This is a genomic window from Bradyrhizobium sp. GW821-FHT13H05, from assembly GCF_058804065.1.
The window spans coordinates 168603-183716 of the sequence record NZ_JBXAPO010000008.1 but is presented as its reverse complement, the minus strand read 5'-3'; the positions used below and the strand labels follow the sequence as shown (position 1 = coordinate 183716).

General features: G+C 64.8%; 13 protein-coding genes. 5 read left to right on the top strand and 8 right to left on the bottom strand.

Features of this window, described 5'->3' with window-relative positions; genetic code table 11:
* Window positions 1–289 precede the first annotated feature (289 nt).
* Window positions 290–1063, top strand: coding sequence for a hypothetical protein (locus tag AC1RR3_RS24220; RefSeq protein ID WP_492825602.1), 774 nt, complete (start codon window positions 290–292; stop codon window positions 1061–1063).
* A 64-nt stretch (window positions 1064–1127) separates the two neighbouring features.
* On the opposite strand, the gene AC1RR3_RS24215 is transcribed toward AC1RR3_RS24220, so the two are convergent.
* On the bottom strand, window positions 1128–1898 hold the full coding sequence (locus AC1RR3_RS24215) for an alpha/beta fold hydrolase (protein WP_492825601.1): 771 nt from the start codon (window positions 1896–1898) through the stop codon (window positions 1128–1130).
* 156 nt (window positions 1899–2054) lie between these two features.
* Window positions 2055–2525, bottom strand: a complete 471-nt coding sequence (locus tag AC1RR3_RS24210; protein WP_492825600.1) for an Hsp20 family protein — start codon at window positions 2523–2525, stop codon at window positions 2055–2057.
* Window positions 2526–2733: 208 nt separating this feature from the next.
* Between AC1RR3_RS24210 and AC1RR3_RS24205 the strand changes: the two genes are divergently transcribed.
* Window positions 2734–3681 (top strand): alpha/beta fold hydrolase, encoded by a 948-nt coding sequence (locus AC1RR3_RS24205; protein ID WP_492825599.1) that lies wholly within the window; start codon window positions 2734–2736, stop codon window positions 3679–3681.
* An 81-nt stretch (window positions 3682–3762) separates the two neighbouring features.
* Here the strand turns inward: AC1RR3_RS24205 and AC1RR3_RS24200 are convergent, their stop codons facing one another.
* Together AC1RR3_RS24200 and AC1RR3_RS24195 are read right to left on the bottom strand one after the other, a co-directional pair.
* The gene (locus tag AC1RR3_RS24200) at window positions 3763–6570 is read right to left on the bottom strand and encodes a di-heme-cytochrome C peroxidase (RefSeq protein ID WP_492825598.1); all 2808 of its coding nucleotides are present in this window, start codon (window positions 6568–6570) and stop codon (window positions 3763–3765) included.
* Between the two features lie 209 nt (window positions 6571–6779).
* Entirely contained in the window at window positions 6780–8576 is a 1797-nt protein-coding gene (locus AC1RR3_RS24195) for an adenylate/guanylate cyclase domain-containing protein (RefSeq protein ID WP_492825597.1), read from the bottom strand.
* Window positions 8577–8813: 237 nt separating this feature from the next.
* Here AC1RR3_RS24195 and AC1RR3_RS24190 point away from each other — a divergent pair, with 237 nt between their 5' ends.
* Together AC1RR3_RS24190 and AC1RR3_RS24185 are read left to right on the top strand one after the other, a co-directional pair.
* Entirely contained in the window at window positions 8814–9446 is a 633-nt protein-coding gene (locus AC1RR3_RS24190) for a LysE family translocator (RefSeq protein ID WP_492825596.1), read from the top strand.
* 67 nt (window positions 9447–9513) lie between these two features.
* Window positions 9514–9924 (top strand): GFA family protein, encoded by a 411-nt coding sequence (locus tag AC1RR3_RS24185; protein WP_492825595.1) that lies wholly within the window; start codon window positions 9514–9516, stop codon window positions 9922–9924.
* A gap of 3 nt (window positions 9925–9927) precedes the next feature.
* On the opposite strand, the gene AC1RR3_RS24180 is transcribed toward AC1RR3_RS24185, so the two are convergent.
* The gene (locus AC1RR3_RS24180) at window positions 9928–10680 is read right to left on the bottom strand and encodes a sulfite exporter TauE/SafE family protein (RefSeq protein ID WP_492825594.1); all 753 of its coding nucleotides are present in this window, start codon (window positions 10678–10680) and stop codon (window positions 9928–9930) included.
* A gap of 90 nt (window positions 10681–10770) precedes the next feature.
* On the opposite strand from AC1RR3_RS24180, the gene AC1RR3_RS24175 reads away from it, so the two are divergent.
* Entirely contained in the window at window positions 10771–11661 is an 891-nt protein-coding gene (locus AC1RR3_RS24175) for a LysR substrate-binding domain-containing protein (RefSeq protein WP_492825593.1), read from the top strand.
* Between the two features lie 19 nt (window positions 11662–11680).
* Here the strand turns inward: AC1RR3_RS24175 and AC1RR3_RS24170 are convergent, their stop codons facing one another.
* The 3 genes from AC1RR3_RS24170 to AC1RR3_RS24160 form a co-directional block, all read right to left on the bottom strand.
* Window positions 11681–12646: a Bug family tripartite tricarboxylate transporter substrate binding protein gene (locus AC1RR3_RS24170; protein WP_492825592.1), complete on the bottom strand. Its 966-nt coding sequence runs from the start codon at window positions 12644–12646 to the stop codon at window positions 11681–11683.
* A 32-nt stretch (window positions 12647–12678) separates the two neighbouring features.
* Entirely contained in the window at window positions 12679–13461 is a 783-nt protein-coding gene (gene hisN, locus AC1RR3_RS24165) for a histidinol-phosphatase (RefSeq protein WP_492825591.1), read from the bottom strand.
* 514 nt (window positions 13462–13975) lie between these two features.
* Window positions 13976–14866, bottom strand: coding sequence for an N-formylglutamate amidohydrolase (locus AC1RR3_RS24160; RefSeq protein WP_492825590.1), 891 nt, complete (start codon window positions 14864–14866; stop codon window positions 13976–13978).
* Window positions 14867–15114 lie beyond the last annotated feature (248 nt).

Sequence of the window (15114 nt, the reverse complement as noted above, 5' to 3'; positions counted from 1 at the left end):
CCCCGTGCCGAAATCGCAGGCAAAATTGAGACAGTCTTCCTGTCCTAACAATCACCTTGCCAAATTTTTGTCTATCACACAAGCGCGCGGAAGTCCCGATTCCCGATATGTCAATCAATCGCTTTCCGAAAGTTGCGCGGCCCCGGTTTTGAAGCAAACGCGCCCTGATCCGGCCCTGCGGACGCCGAAATCCCGAATGAAGCTTCGGATCGCCCCTTCGGAACGTGCGCCACGCCGCAAGAAGCGAAAGAGCGCGCGCCATTCGGGGCCTGACAGGAGCGTCTCGATCATGAAGTTTTTCACAGGATGTGTGGCCGCCGCTGCGCTGGCGCTGGCCGCGACCGCGGCACAAGCGCAAGTTCCAGCGAACGGTATTGCGAGAGGGGCCACGATCGCGGTGTCGGATTTCGACGGCCCCTACGCGCCGCCGGAGGCCGCGCCGCCCCCGTCGCCGCGCTACGGCTATGGCTATGGTTACGAGGAACGCGGTCCGGCTCCGGCACTGCTGCCGTCGACCGAGGTCTACGCGGTGCTGCGTGAAAACGGCTTCTCGCCGCTTGGCATTCCGCGCCTGCGCGGCAGCGTCTACACCATCGCGGTGATCGACCGCCGCGGCGACGACGGCCGGCTGGTGATCGATGCCCGCGACGGACGGATCATTCGTTTCATGCCGGCCGCCGATGCCTTCGGCATGGCGCCGCCCTTTGAGGAGCGCGCGGTCGCGCCCTACGGGCCGCAAAGCGCGCTGCCGCCGCCGACCGTGGTTCGCGGTGGCCCGCCGCGCCCGCCGGCCTCGATCCCGCATGTCGCCAGCCGCACCGTGCCGCTCCCCAGGGCCGCTCCGCCGCGTGGGGAAGCGCCGGTCGCAGCGGCGAAGCCGGCCGAGCCTGCGCCGCAACAGGCTCAGGCGCCACAGGCCCAGCCCACGCAGCAGGCTGCCGCCGTGCAGGCCAAGCCCGCCGAGGCCGCACCGCCAGCCGCCGCGCCAACCATCGGTCAGGCCAAGCCGTCAGCGACGATCCTGCCGACACAGGACATGCCGGCGGCGCAGGGCCTGGATTAGCGCGCGGTCGCAACAAAAAAGCGCCCGAGAATCTCGGGCGCTTTTGCATGGCGGCGACCATGCCTCAGCTTCGTCCATACCCCGCCGCTTCCAGGATCAGATTCACCACCTCCTTCGGATGCGACACCAGCGAGAGGTGGCCGGCATCGAGCTCGATCGTGGTCGCGTTCATGCGCTTGGCGAGGAAGCGTTCGAGATCGGGATTGATGGTGTCATCGTTCTTCGACACCGCGTACCAGCTCGGCTTGGCGTGCCATGCAGCTTCCGTGGTGCGGCCGGAGAAGATCGAGGCGGCCGTCGGCCATTGCACGGCGTAGAGCTCCTTCGCCTGCTCCGGCTTCACGCCATTGGCAAAATATTTCAGGAACGCGTCCTCGGACAGCTTGGTGTAGCCGTCGCGCTCGACGATGCCGGCGCGGACCGGGCCGGTCGGAAACTGCTTCGACAGCGCGACGAAATCCTCATTGGCATCGGGCGCGCGGGCGGCAACATAGACGAGGCCGGTGACTTTCGGGTCGGTGCCGACCTGGCTGATCACGGTGCCGCCCCAGGAATGCGCGACCAGCACGGTCGGTCCGTCCTGCTCGGCCAGCGCGCGCTTGGTCGTCTCGACGGAGTCGGCAAGCGACGACAGCGGATTCTGCACGGCGGTGACATGCAGGCCTGCGGCCTGGAGGATCGGGATCACCTCGGACCAGCTGGAGCCGTCGGCCCAGGCGCCGTGCACCAGCACGACGTTCTTGGCCTTCACCGTCTGCGGCGTCTGCGCGTGCGCAAGGCTGAGGGGGGCCGCCAGCAGGCTCGCGGCGACGAAAAGGCTGCGCCAGAAAGTCATGATCGTTCTCCGTCTTGTTTTGGGTTCGATATCCAAAGGACGGAGCACAAGGCGGCAGCGTTACGCGTCTTCACCGCTCTGTGATGCAGTGCAAAAACGAAAAAAACGCCCCGGGGCACCGGGGCGTTTTCGCAACCTGGAAGTGACGAGCGTGCTTTAGGCGGCGACTTGCGCGGCCGAGTTCTCGATCACCTGTGCGCCCTGGGCACCGGTGTTGATCGCGATCTGGCGCGGTTTCTTCGCCTCGGGAATCTCCCGGACGAGGTCGACGTGAAGCAGCCCGTTCTCGAGCGAGGCGTTCTTCACCTGCACGAAGTCGGCAAGCTGGAAGGCGCGCTCGAAGGCGCGCGCGGCGATGCCGCGGTAGAGCACTTCGGATTTCGAGTTCTCGCCTGCGACTTTCTCGCCCTTGATCGTCAGCGTGTTTTCCTTCGCGACGATGGAGAGCTCATCCTTGGCAAAGCCGGAGACCGCAAGCGTGACGCGGTAGGCGTTCTCGCCGGTACGCTCGATATTGTAGGGGGGATAACCGGGGCTGCCGTCCGAGCTCGTCTGGTCGAGCAGGTTGAAGAGGCGGTCGAAGCCGACGGTGGAACGATAGAACGGGGTGAGATCGTAGGTACGCATGGTCAAGTCCTCCATTGAGCGACTGTTGAAGTAACCCGCCCGCCAATCGGGCCGGGCTCATCTCTGTGTGCAGCCTGATGTTCCGGTTCCGAAACACTGGTAGCGGCCTGCACCATGGTGATATGGGTTCAGGGGAACGGCGTTCAAGAGGGCGGCAACTTGCGCCTTTTCGGCGCTCCCGCCCTTGATTCGCAGCATTTCTCGCCCAATGACGCTGATCTCGATTCCGTCCAATCCCGTTCCCGAAGACGTCGTCAGCGGCACCATCAAGACGCCCGACGGCGTCGAGCTGCGCTTTGCGCGCTGGGCACCGCCGGCGAACCGCAAGGGCACGGTCTGCGTGTTCACCGGGCGCAGCGAGCAGATCGAGAAATATTTCGAGACCGTGCGCGATTTGCGCGACCGCGGCTTTGCAGTGGCGATGATCGACTGGCGCGGGCAGGGCCATTCCTCGCGCCGCCTGCGCGATCCGCGCAAGGGCTATGTGCGCGACTTCGCCGATTTCGAGATCGACGTCGAGACCTTCGTGCAGCAGGTGGTGCTGCCGGATTGCCCGCCGCCCTTCTTCGCGCTCGCCCACTCCATGGGCGGTACGGTGATGCTGCGGGTGGCGCATGCGGGCAAGCGCTGGTTCGATCGCATGGTGCTGTCGGCGCCGATGATCGACCTGCCGGGCCGCACCACCTCGTTGCCGGCGCGGGCGCTGCTGAAGACCATGCGCCTAATGGGAATGGGCGGCCGCTACGTCCCCGGCGGCAGCGATGCCATTACCGGGCTCAATCCTTTCATCAACAATCCCTTGACCAGCGACCCCGTGCGCTATGCGCGCAATGCTGCGATCCTGGAGGAGGACCCGACGCTGGGGCTCGCGTCACCGACGGTCGCCTGGGCCGATAGCGCCTTCCGCGCGATGCACACCTTCAAGGGCATGCACTACCCGTCCGAGATACGCCAGCCGATCCTGATGCTGGCGGCCTCGAACGACACCGTGGTCTCGACCGCGGCGATCGAGGAGTTCGCCTATCACTTACGCGCCGGCTCCCATCTCGTGATCGCCGGCTCCAAGCACGAGATCCTCCAGGAGCAGGACCGCTACCGCTCCCAGTTCTGGGCCGCCTTCGACGCCTTCGTGCCGGGCACGCCGCTGTTCAAGTGACGGTGGGTATGGATTCGGACCTCTCCCGCATCCGCCTTCGCTGAAGCTTCGGGCAAGAGCGGGGAGAGGTGAGGGGGCAACTCACAGCGTCTTCAGATACTCGATCAGGTCGTAGCGCTCCTGCTCTTTGAGCACGCGGCCGATCGTGCCGTCCTTGCCGGGGCCTGGCGTGCCGTCGAACGAGTGGCCGGCATTGCTGTTGCCGAACATCTCGGTGCCATCAGACGCGCGCGTCGAGAAGCGCGACTGCCCGGTCTTGCAGCTCTCGCCGTCAGTGACGGTGAAGCCGACCTGCTTCGGATCGTAGTCGCGGCCGCCACCCATGCAGAACGATTTGGGGCGCTCGGCTGCGGGGCTCAGCATCCAGTAGAGCGAAGGCACCGATCCGTTGTGCAGGTAAGGTGCGGTGGCCCAGACGCCGTTGAGCGGGCGCGCGCGATACCAGGGCCGCGGCTCATTCTTCTCGGGCGGCTGCGGACCGGCATTCGGGCAGTTCTTGCGCTCACCCCACCAGGCCTGCTGAACCTTCGGGTCGATCTTCGCATCGTCCATCGCTTTGCGGCTGACGATGTCGACGATCACCATCAGCCCGACCGAGTACGGCATGTCGGTCGACGAAATATCCGGCAGATTGCAGTTCCACCAGGCATTGAGTTTCTGCGTGGGATCGAGCTTGAGGAAGCCAGGGACCTGAACCATCCGCGTCTCCAGCACACTGGCCTGAGCGGGATCGGTCCCCATGCCTTTGACGCTCTTCTGGACCTCATTCAGGAATTTGTCGTTGCCGATGGTCTCCCACCGCGACGACGACCAGATGCTCTGGTCCGGAAACTCGGTGTCGAACGCGGGATCGTTGACCGGCCCGAGATGGCATTCGGCGCAGATCTGTGCGTAGAGCTTGCGGCCGTTCTTGACGCGTTCACCGTCGATCTTCCAGGCACCATCGCCGAAGATGTCCGACGGCCATTTCGGCGATGTCAGTCCGGAGAGCTGCTTTTTCGGATAGGGCGCCGACCCCTTCAGCAGATCCTCGATCCAGTTCAGATTCTTGATGTCCATCGACGAGCGGAACAGCCTGTCCCTGGGCGTATTGTCGGACAAATTGAGCAGCGCGGTCACGCCGAGCGCTTCGCCGGCGTTGCGGATCAGCGGTTGTTCGATGGAAGCGTCATATTGCGCGAATTTGAGCCAGGGCACGGTCCAGATCGGCGGGAAGCTGACCGGCGCGTCCTTGGCATGCAGGTTCTTTTCGAAGCCGCTGAGGCCGCTGAGTGTCATGTCCTGGGCGAAGACCTGATTGCCGATGCGGTTGAGCGCGTCGAGACGGCCGTATCCTTCCTCCGTGTCCTGCTGCGGCTCTTCCCGCTTCGTCTTCGGGTCGAACCTCGTCTTGCCGTCGATGGTTTTCGCGTAGGTCTTCTCCCAGTCGACCAGGAATGTGCTGATCGCCCGCAGCTTCTGCTTCAGCGCATCGCGATCCGCATCGCTGGCGGAGGCGCCGAGCACACGGTCGGCGAAGCGCGTAAAGCGACCCGGCACGAAGAGCGTGTAGGCAATCGACAGGCCGGTCGTGACCTCGAGCTTCCTCAAATCGGTCATCGCCGGGCCGCCGTCGAAACGGATGTCGATGCCTTTGTAGTGGATCTGGCCGGTGTGGCAGGCGGCACAGGTCAGGCCGATCCGGTCCTCGCCGACCTGGCCGGTCGCAGGATCGGGGACGCCGGTCATGCGCGCGAAGCCGACGGGCAGTCCGTCGACGTTTTCAGCCTGGGCGCCCCAGTTGACCGGCGGATCCCATAACCGCGCCGGCACCGGCTTCGTCTTGTCGTAGACGTTGGCATAGCCGAACCGGCGCAGCGTGGCGTCGTCGGTGTTGATCGTCTGCGGGCTCGGGATGAAGCCGAAGCGCTGGAGATGGTCGCTGTCATGCAGCATCCCGGGCTTTGCGAAGAAATGAAGCCGCGGCTGCTCGAGCGCCATGAACCAGCTATAGGGCACCGGGAAGGTCGCGGTGCCCTGGCTGGCGTGATGAAACCAGTGCCGGTCTTCCAGCGCCCAGTTTTGCTCCAGCCAGTACGCGGCCTTGGGTTCGACAAGCTTCGGCAGCGGCGGTGCCACGAGGTCACCGAGGATGCCGGGCAGCATCGGCTGGAATTGATCCGGAAAGCGCAGCGCGAAGATGCCAAAGACGAGGAGCGCGGCGACCAGCCCGCCGGCAACGCGCAATAAAAGCGAGGGCGGGGTGACCGGTTGGCTGACGACCCGCTGGGTGACCCTGTCGGGAAATTTTCGCTCGTTGAACAAGGTCCTCACCTCGGCCACGCTGAGATAGCGGCCATCGCCCTGACCCTTGCCCATGATCTTGAGCAGGACCGGCCATTCGAACTTCATCAGGATTGGGTAGTACCAGCGCGATTGATTGCCGGCGCGCTTGAGATTGTCGTCCATGAAGGTCTGGATTTGTGCGGCGTTGAGCCCGGTCTCGGGGCCGCCATCGGGATCGGTATAGGTGCCGCCGAAACTGGCGAGCCGCGCGATCTCGTCCTCGTTGACCTTGCCGTCGACGCCGAGGATGCGCGAGCCGGCGCCGAGCTTGTCGAGCGGGCCGCCGCGCAAGCCATTGAGCTGTGCGCCCCAGAAGATGCTTTGAAAGATGTGACAGGCGCCGTTGGCGATCGTGGCGACGCCACGAGTCTGGATGCGGGCCGAGACCTTCTTCAGCCCGGTCTCGCCGCTCGCATTCGCGATGGTCTGCGACAGCGTCCGAAGCGGGACGGTCCCGCCGTCGACGAAACCTTCGCCGACGAGGCCGCGCAGGAATGGACAGGGATTGTTCGGCGAGACCTGGATCGAGGGGTCGAAGGGCGGCTTCGAAGCGGGGTCATGCATGGCCCAAAATCCTGAAAGCGGCGAATCGTGGAAAACGGACGCGCCGATCAAGCGCGGAAAGTCCTAACAAACCGACAGCGCAGACTATACTACTTCAGGATGTAACGAAGTGTGGCTGATTTCACTGTCCTGTCAACAAGAGCAGGCGCGGTCTCGCCAGAGGCCGTGAGGAGACCGTGAAAGGGTGCGGCAGGACCGCGACCGCTCTGTCAGGACTCGGCGGCGCGTTTGAAGTCGCTCTGGACCAGGGTCAGCTTGCCGAGTGGCACGCCCGCTTTCAGCAGCCCGTCGCGGTAATGGGCGATGTCCTCGGGCCGCTTCCAGTGGAAATTGCGCAGGTGACGATCGACGTTCAGGGTCGGGTAGTTGCCCATGAGCACGCCGGTGGCTTCGGTCGCTTCGCCGCTTCGTCCCAATTGCGCCAGCGCCGCGGCGCGGATCGCCAGCGCCTGCAAGTGGTTCGGGTTGATGTAGAGCTGCTCGCGGGCCCAGGACAGGGTCGCGTCATACTGCCTCAAGAGATAATGGCTGAAGGCGTTCAACGCGGCCCATTGGTAGCGCGGATCGCTGTTGTCGCGCTGCGCGGCCATCGAGAACAGCTCGATCGCCTCGCGGTGCTCGCCGACGACGAAATGGCAGATGCCGAGCACGCCGCGCGCGCCGTTGTCGTAGGGATTGAGCGCGACCGCGCGCTTGGCGGCATCCATCGCAGCCTCGTAATGCCCTTCCATCGCATGCGCCCAGGACAGGATCGAGAACGCGAAGGAGGAGCGCGGATCAAGCCGGACGCTGGTCTCGGCGAGGTTCATCGCCTCGGCCCACATCTCCCGCGTGCCCTTGACCCAGCCGAACTGGATGCTCTGGATCTGGATCGTGGCGAGATAGGCATGCGCGATCGACAGTTTGGGGTCGAGCTCGATGGCCTCCCGGAACAGGTCGACCGCAGTTGCGAGGTCTTCCTTGGTCTGCCGGTAATAATGCGACAGCCCCTTGAGGAAGCGATCCCAGGCGGTCACGTCGGTCGAGATCCGCGCCGGCGCCGAGGCCTCGGCACGGACGATCTCGGTGGCGATGGCCGCGGACAAATTGGTGGTGATCTCGTCCTGCATCGCGAACAGGTCGCCGATGTCGCGGTCGTAGCGGCCGGTCCAGAGTTGCTCGCCGGTCTCCGGTGCAATCAGCTCGGCGGTGACGCGGATCTTGGCTCCGGCGCGCCGCACCGAACCCTGGATCAAATAGGTCGCATCGATCTCCCGCGCGATCAGGCGGGTGCTCACATTGTTGCCTTTGAAGGTGAAGGTCGAGTTGCGGCTCAGCACGCGATAGAAGGATTGCAGCGACAGCGCGTGGATCAGATCCTCGGTCAGGCCGTCCGAGAAATATTCGTCCTGGGCGTCGCTGAGATTGGCGAAGGGCAGCACGCCGACGATCGCGGTGCGGTACTGCTGCGAGAGCGCGGACACTTCCCGGAGCTCGGGAGCGAGCGCAGGCGCGCCCTCCGGCGACCAGGTCCAGATGCCGATCGGATCCTTGATGTTCTTGAAGCGATGGTTGCCGCCATCGACCAGCCGCACGGTCAGATGCTTGCTCGCTTCGCGATAGGCCTTGGTAGAGATGGCGAAGCCGCCGGGGCTCGCCACGGATTCGAGGCGGACGGCAATGTTGACATCGTCACCGAAGACCTCGTCCTCGTCGGCGATGACGTCGCCCATGTGGATGCCGAGCCGGAACTGCATGGCGCGGTCGGCCGGAAGATGGTGGTTGCGCTCCGCCATCAGCGTCTGCATCGCGATCGCGGCCTCTGTGGCGCCGACGATCGAGGGGAACTCCAGCAGGAAGCCGTCGCCGGTGTTTTTCACGACGCGGCCGCCGTGATTGAGGATGATGGGGTGGATCGCGCTGCGATGGGCCTTGAAGGCGGCGTGGGTGCCGGCCTCGTCGCTGCCCATCATGCGCGAATAGCCGGCGACATCGGCGCAGACGATGGCGGCCAGACGTCTTTCCATATCCTCGGAGCTCCAAGAGACCTGGCAAGGGACCTGGGACCGGCCACGGCGTGGCAGTCGCCTCGAATCCCGCATTGCAAGAACTCAGCCTTTATAGAACAGATGCGGCCGAGCGATAGTATGATCCGCATTGCAAATTCGAGGTAAATCCTCCGCAGTTCCGGAGGTGGACGGCGGCGGGTGGACCGATTAAGCCCAGCCGCTTGAGACCGACGGTCGCAGCGGGGCACCTCACGCATGCTGGGCATTCACGAAATCTGGCTCTTCGTCCTGTCGGGCGTGCTGCTCAACATCACGCCGGGGCCTGACTCGGTCTATGTCATCGGCCGCAGCATGCAGATGGGCTGGCGCGGCGGCGCGGCCGCGGCATTTGGCATCAGTTGCGGCTGCTTTTTCCATGTCGCGGGTGCCGCGATCGGCCTTTCGGCCCTGCTGATGGCCTCGTCCACCGGGTTCTCGATCCTGAAACTGGTTGGCGCGGCCTATCTCGTGGTGACCGGGCTTCAGATGTTGTGGTCGCGGCCGGTGCTGGCGGCGGCCAGGGACGAAGCCGAGAGGAGCTCGCTGCGGCGGGTTTTCCTCCAGGGCGTCTTCACCAATGCGCTCAATCCCAAGGTCGCGCTGTTCTTCCTCGCCTTCCTGCCGCAATTCGTCGCAGCCGATGCGCCGCACAAGCCGCTCGCCTTTCTGACGCTCGGCCTGATCTTCATCTTTACGGGGACGCTGTGGTGCCTGGTGCTGGCGGCGTTCGCGGCCAAGGCCGCCCACCGCCTGCGGACCTCCGAAGGTGCGATCGCCTGGGTCAACCGCGCACTTGGTGGTCTCTTCATCTATCTCGGCATCCGCGTCGCCATGCTGGAGACGCGGTAACTCATCCGAACGGATGATGGGTACGGCATATAATCGGCCCGATAGAGGCCGCGCGAGGGAGGTTTCGATGGTTCGTGGAAGCTGTCTATACGGCGCCGTGCGTTTCGAGGTCGACCAGGTGCGGGCGCTCACGCACTGTCATTGCGCCAATTGCCGCAAGCTGACCGGCGCGGCTTTCGCCACCTATGCCCATGTCGATGCCGACAAGTTTCGCTTCGTCGCGGGCGAGGACATGACGACGCCTTACGAATCCGCGCCGGGGAGTTTCCGCCATCGCTGCAAGATTTGCGGCTGTCTGACGCCGGGCAAGGCGAGCTATCTACCGACCGTCAGCATTCCCGCTGGCCTGCTCGATGACGATCCGCAAGTCAGGCCCCGCCTGCACGTCTTCACCACGTCGCGCGCGCCGTGGTGGACCATAAAGGACGATCTGCCCCAGCACGAAAAATGGGTGCCCGGCTACGAACCGAAATCTTGAGCGTCAGGCGAACTCTTTCAGCAGCGCGCTGCCGGCGAGATAAACGCCGAGCAAGATCATCGCGATCAGGAACCAGCGGCGGAACGCTTCCGCCGGCATCCGCGCCCGCACTGACTGGCCGATGAACATGCCGGCGAAGGCCATGGCGAGGCCCACCGCGCCCGGCACGGCATTGGCCGGCGTCAGCAATCCGCCGGCGGTGAGGTTGAAGGCGAGCGCCAGCGTCGCGGTGGTGAAGAATACGCCGAGCGCCTGCACCAGCTCGTCCTTCTCCATGCCGATCGCCTGCATGAACGGCATCGACGGGATCACCTGCACGCCTGTCGAGGCCGAGATCACGCCGGTGACCACGCCGACCACGCCGCCGACCCATTTTTCGTTCTGTGTCGCGACGCGGAACTGAAATTTGCTGAGGCCGATCACCGCATAGATCACCAGTAGAACGCCGAGCACGATCGTGCCGTAGCGCGCATGTGGACCGGTCAGCGCGCCGGCGTTGAGCCAGCATCCGATCACGGTGCCGATCATCAGCGGCCACAGCCGCCGCAGAATGTCGCGCAGGTAAGGGCCGACAAAAGTCTGCCAGATGTTGGTGACGATGGCGGGCACGATCACGATGGCGATGGCGCGGCTCGGCGCCATGCTCACCGCGAGCAGGCCCATGGACACCGTCGGCAGGCCGAGCCCGACGACGCCCTTGACGAATCCGGCGAGCAGGAACACGGCGGCGATGAGAATGAGCAGAGGGTCGATCATATCAGGCACATTGACCGAAGCCGCGCCCCGGCACAATCTGGAGGTTACGGAGACTGCCTTCGTCAGCTACGAAGCCTGAGGGGACCTGCCATGCGCTTCGATCTCGTCGACCTCCAGCTCTTTATCGCAGTCGCCGACCAGCGCAGCATCACCCGTGGCGCCGAGCGCTCGCATCTGGCGCTGGCCTCGGCCAGCGCGCGCATTAAGGGGCTGGAGGACGCGCTCGGCGTCGCGCTGCTCAAGCGCGGGCGCCGCGGCGTCGAACTGACCGCGGCCGGCGAGAGCCTGCTCGACCATGCGCGGCTCGTGATCCACCAGATCGACGCCATGCGCGGCGATCTCGCCGGCTTTGCCAGCGGCGTGCGCGCGAGCGTGCATTTCCTGGTCAACACCTCGGGGCTGTCGGAGCATCTGCCGAAGGCGCTTGCGGGATTCCTGCACGAGCATCGCGATGTCGCCGTCGACATCGAGGAGCGCGAGAGCACCGACATCGCGGCCGCGATCACCGCAGGTGCTGCCGATCTCGGCTTTGCCGCCGAGCACGCGCTGCCCGACCATATCGAGCGCTTCGTCTTCAGCGAGGATCATCTGACGCTGGTGACGTCGCGGCGCGGCCCGTTCGCGGGCCGCCGCCAGATCGATTTCCAGGAAGCGGCGGCTTGCGACTTTGTCGGGCTCACCAGCGCCACCGCGCTCCAGGTTCATATTTCGAAGCACGCCGCCCGGCTCGGCATGCGCCCGCATTACCGCGCGCGGATGCGCGATTTCGATGCGATCTGCCAGATGGTCGCCGCCGACGTCGGCGTTGCCCTGGTGCCGATCTCCGCCGCCCGCCGCTGCGCCAAGCTGATGCCGCTCGCCATGGTCCGCCTGCGCGACGCCTGGGCCAACCGCAAGCTCGTGATCTGCGCGCGCAGCTTCAAGACGCTGCCAAGGCCGGCCAAGATGCTGGTGGAGCATTTAAGGGCCGAGGCGGTGTGAGGGGGAGGGGAAGACAGCGTTACTTCGCCGTCTCCACGCCCGCGTCCTTGATCACCTTCGCCCATTTCTTGGTCTCGTCCGCGATGAACGCGCGAAAATGCTCCGGCTCGTCGCCGATCAGCGTCGCGCCTTGCGCGGCGAGCTTCTCCTTCACCGCGGGATCCGCCATCGCCTTGGTCGCGAGACCATGCAGCGCCGTGACGATCTCCTTCGGCGTGCCCTTCGGCGCCACCATGCCGTACCAGTTCTCGATGCGCAGATCGGGAAAGCCCGCTTCCGCGGTGGTCGGGACGTCGGGCGCCGTCGGGGCGCGCTCGGGCGAGCCGACCGCGATCGGCTTCAACGCGCCGGCCTTGACCTGCGGCAGCAGCACGGGGAGATCGAGGAACGTCATCTGCACCTGCTGGCCCAGCAGGTCGTTCACCGCAGGAGCCGCGCCACGATAGGGTACGTGCACGATGTCGATCTTGGCGGTCAGCTTGAACAGCTCGCCGGCGAGATGCGGCAGGCTGCCGGGGCCGGAGGAGGCGAAGTTGAGCTTTCCGGGCTGCGCTTTCGCCAGCGCGATCAGCTCGCCGATGTCCTTGGCCGGCAAATTGGTGGCGACGACCAGCATTTCGGGCACGGTTGCAACCAGCGTCACCGGCGTGAGGTCGTTTTGCGTGTCGTAGGCGACGCGTTCCATGCTCGGGCTGATCGCGAGCGCGCCGGCCGAGGAGATCGCGATGGTGTAGCCATCGGGCGCGGCCTTGGAGACCGCGTCGGTGCCGAGCACGCCGCCCTGGCCGCCGCGATTGTCGATCAGCACCGGCTGCCCTGACAGCTCCGACATGCGCTGGCCGATCACGCGGGCGATGATGTCGTTGGGGCCGCCGGCCGGGAACGGCACGATCAGCTTGATCGGTTTTGCAGGAAAATTCTGGGCGGAGGCGAGCGTCGGAACCAGCAGCAGGAGCGCGAGGAGGAGCGAGCGGCGGTTTTTCATGCAGGCCTCTTTGGGTCGCTTGCTTGGGTCGCTTATCCGTTGAGCAGTTTCAGGGCTTCTTCGTGAACCCGCGCGTCGCCGGCGGCGATGATGCGGCCGCCGCCTTGCGCCGGCTTGCCTTCCCAGGTGGTGACGACACCGCCGGCGCCGGTCACGATCGGGATCAGGGCCGCGATATCATAGGGTTTCAGCTCGGTCTCGACCACGAGGTCGACATGGCCGGCCGCCAGCATGCAATAGGAGTAGCAGTCGCCGCCATAGCGCGACAGCCGCGCGCCCTTCTCGATCCGGCCGAAAATGGCGCGGTCGCGCTCGTTCATCAGCAGCGGAGAGGTGGTGTAGGTCGTCGCCTCCGACAGCGCGGCGCAGCGGCGAACCTGGAGCCGGCGCTCGCCGGAGGGGCCTTTATAGGTGGCCGAGCCGTTGTCGCCGGAAAAACGCTCGCCGATGAAGGGCTGGTGCATCATGCCGTAGACCGGCGTGCCCTTGTGCAGCAGCGCGATCAGCGTGCCCCAGATCGGAAAGCCGCCGATGAAGGATTTCGTGCCGTCGATGGGGTCGAGCACCCAGACATAGTCGGCGTCTTCCCGCTCGTTGCCGAATTCCTCGCCGACGATGCCGTGCTGGGGGAAGCTGGCCTTGATCAGCCGCCGCATCACCGCCTCGGCGGCGCGGTCGGCCTCCGTCACGGGGTCGAAATCCTTCGTCTTGCTCTTGTCGTCGATCGACAGCGAGGTGCGGAAGAACGGCAGGATGGTTTCGCCGGAGGCGGTGGCGAGCCGTCCGATGAAGGCTGAGAAGTCGATCACCGTCACGGCGCATCCTCAAAACGAAAGTCGGGTGAAGCTCGCTCCTGCCTAGCTCAATTCGCTTCTCGCGTGCAGCGCTGTCTTGATTTGCACCCTGGTATTTTGGATGCCGAATCCGGCTGCCTCGCCTCAGTCATCTGCTGGCCAAATATCGATCATAGAGTTGAAAACTTAGTTCCGAGTATGCCTCGTTCGTATGCAAACGACTATCAACCCATTGAATTTCCTTATCAAAGAAACTGAATCTGGGTTTCGCTATAAGCAAATGAGCCATGTGCGTATTGCATGGGAAACGGCTCAAAAGCCCTTGCACTTTGTGCGTCGCGGCGGCATATTGTTGCGGTGCGGTAGCGCTCTGCGTTACCGCTGCCCTCCTTGGGCGTTTCCTCCCTAGACTTGGGCCGCTTCTTCATCAGAAGCGGCCCTTTTTTCTTGGGCTTCGCTTTCGCTTCAAACGCGCCGCGAATATCCGGGTGCGCAAAGAGCGCACGCCCGATCTCATCAAGGAAAAATCTGTCGTCTATTCCGCCGCGGCCTGGAACGGGCCGAGATCGCCGAACGGAATCGTGGTTGCCAGCACGTCGGCGAGCACGCCGAAGTCGGATGCGACCTGGCCGAAGCGCGGGCCGCGCTCGCGCCGCCGCTCGTCCATGTAGATCGCGCGGTTGAACTCGAGCTGCACGGCGTGCAGCCCGCTCGCCGGATTGCCGTAATGCTCAGTGATGAAGCCGCCGGCATAGGGCTTGTTGCGACCGATCGAATAGCCGAGGCTTCCCATGGTCTCCTCGACCCGGTCGGGCAGCAGCGGCGTGCAGCTGGTGCCGTAGCGATCGCCGATCACGATGTCGGGCCGGCGCGGCTCGTCTCTGCTGACGCCGACCGAGGGCATCGAATGGCAGTCGACCAGCACCACGGTGCCGAACATCTGGTGCACCTTGTTGATCAGCCGGCGCAGCGCGCGGTGGTAGGGCTTGTAGAGCGTCTCGATCCGCCCCAGCGCGTCGTCGACCGCAATGCGGTCGCGATAGATCTCCTGGCCGTCGCCAACCACGCGCGGGATGGTGCCGAGGCCGCCCGCGACCCGCATCGAGCGGGTATTGGCAAAGCTCGGCAGCCGTCCGGTGAACATCCGGGGATCGAGCTCATAGGGCTCGCGATTGACGTCGACATAGGAGCGGGGAAAGTTGACCCGCACGGTCGGAAAGCCGCGCTGGCTCAAATGCCCGATCAGCTCGTCCATGAAGGAATCTTCCGACCGCCGCAGCTGCGGCAGGTCGATCCGCGAGGCCGCCAAAAATTCGTCCGGATAGGTCGAGCCGGAATGGGGCGAGTTGAAGATGACAGGCGCGCGCCATTCGGCGGGCTCAAAGATCTCGAAGGCTGGCGACACCTCGCCGTCAAACCGCGTCATCTTCTCAGGCTTCGTCCCATATTCCCAGGCTTCATCCCTTGACGTCACAAGATCCGGCACCGCAGAACCCGCAAAAGGTCCGGCAAGGGCCTGTGCGCAATGATTCGGCCGGTCGAGCGGCTCTTATGTGTCGTCATTGTCCGGAATCGCAACCATTCTGCCAAGCGAAAAGATGTGATCGGCGCTGGAACATGTCTTAACCGTGTGGGCAGCGAGGCGGGGATCGGCGGGCGCAGCTCGATTGATTC

Coding starts and splice junctions, on each gene's coding strand:
- AC1RR3_RS24210 (WP_492825600.1), bottom strand. CDS start 2,525: ATGCGTACCTACGATCTCACCCCGTTCTATCGTTCCACCGTCGGCTTC.
- AC1RR3_RS24170 (WP_492825592.1), bottom strand. CDS start 12,646: ATGAAAAACCGCCGCTCGCTCCTCCTCGCGCTCCTGCTGCTGGTTCCG.
- AC1RR3_RS24195 (WP_492825597.1), bottom strand. CDS start 8,576: ATGGAAAGACGTCTGGCCGCCATCGTCTGCGCCGATGTCGCCGGCTAT.
- AC1RR3_RS24205 (WP_492825599.1), top strand. CDS start 2,734: ATGACGCTGATCTCGATTCCGTCCAATCCCGTTCCCGAAGACGTCGTC.
- AC1RR3_RS24220 (WP_492825602.1), top strand. CDS start 290: ATGAAGTTTTTCACAGGATGTGTGGCCGCCGCTGCGCTGGCGCTGGCC.
- AC1RR3_RS24175 (WP_492825593.1), top strand. CDS start 10,771: ATGCGCTTCGATCTCGTCGACCTCCAGCTCTTTATCGCAGTCGCCGAC.
- AC1RR3_RS24180 (WP_492825594.1), bottom strand. CDS start 10,680: ATGATCGACCCTCTGCTCATTCTCATCGCCGCCGTGTTCCTGCTCGCC.
- AC1RR3_RS24190 (WP_492825596.1), top strand. CDS start 8,814: ATGCTGGGCATTCACGAAATCTGGCTCTTCGTCCTGTCGGGCGTGCTG.
- AC1RR3_RS24160 (WP_492825590.1), bottom strand. CDS start 14,866: ATGACGCGGTTTGACGGCGAGGTGTCGCCAGCCTTCGAGATCTTTGAG.
- AC1RR3_RS24215 (WP_492825601.1), bottom strand. CDS start 1,898: ATGACTTTCTGGCGCAGCCTTTTCGTCGCCGCGAGCCTGCTGGCGGCC.
- AC1RR3_RS24185 (WP_492825595.1), top strand. CDS start 9,514: ATGGTTCGTGGAAGCTGTCTATACGGCGCCGTGCGTTTCGAGGTCGAC.
- AC1RR3_RS24200 (WP_492825598.1), bottom strand. CDS start 6,570: ATGCATGACCCCGCTTCGAAGCCGCCCTTCGACCCCTCGATCCAGGTC.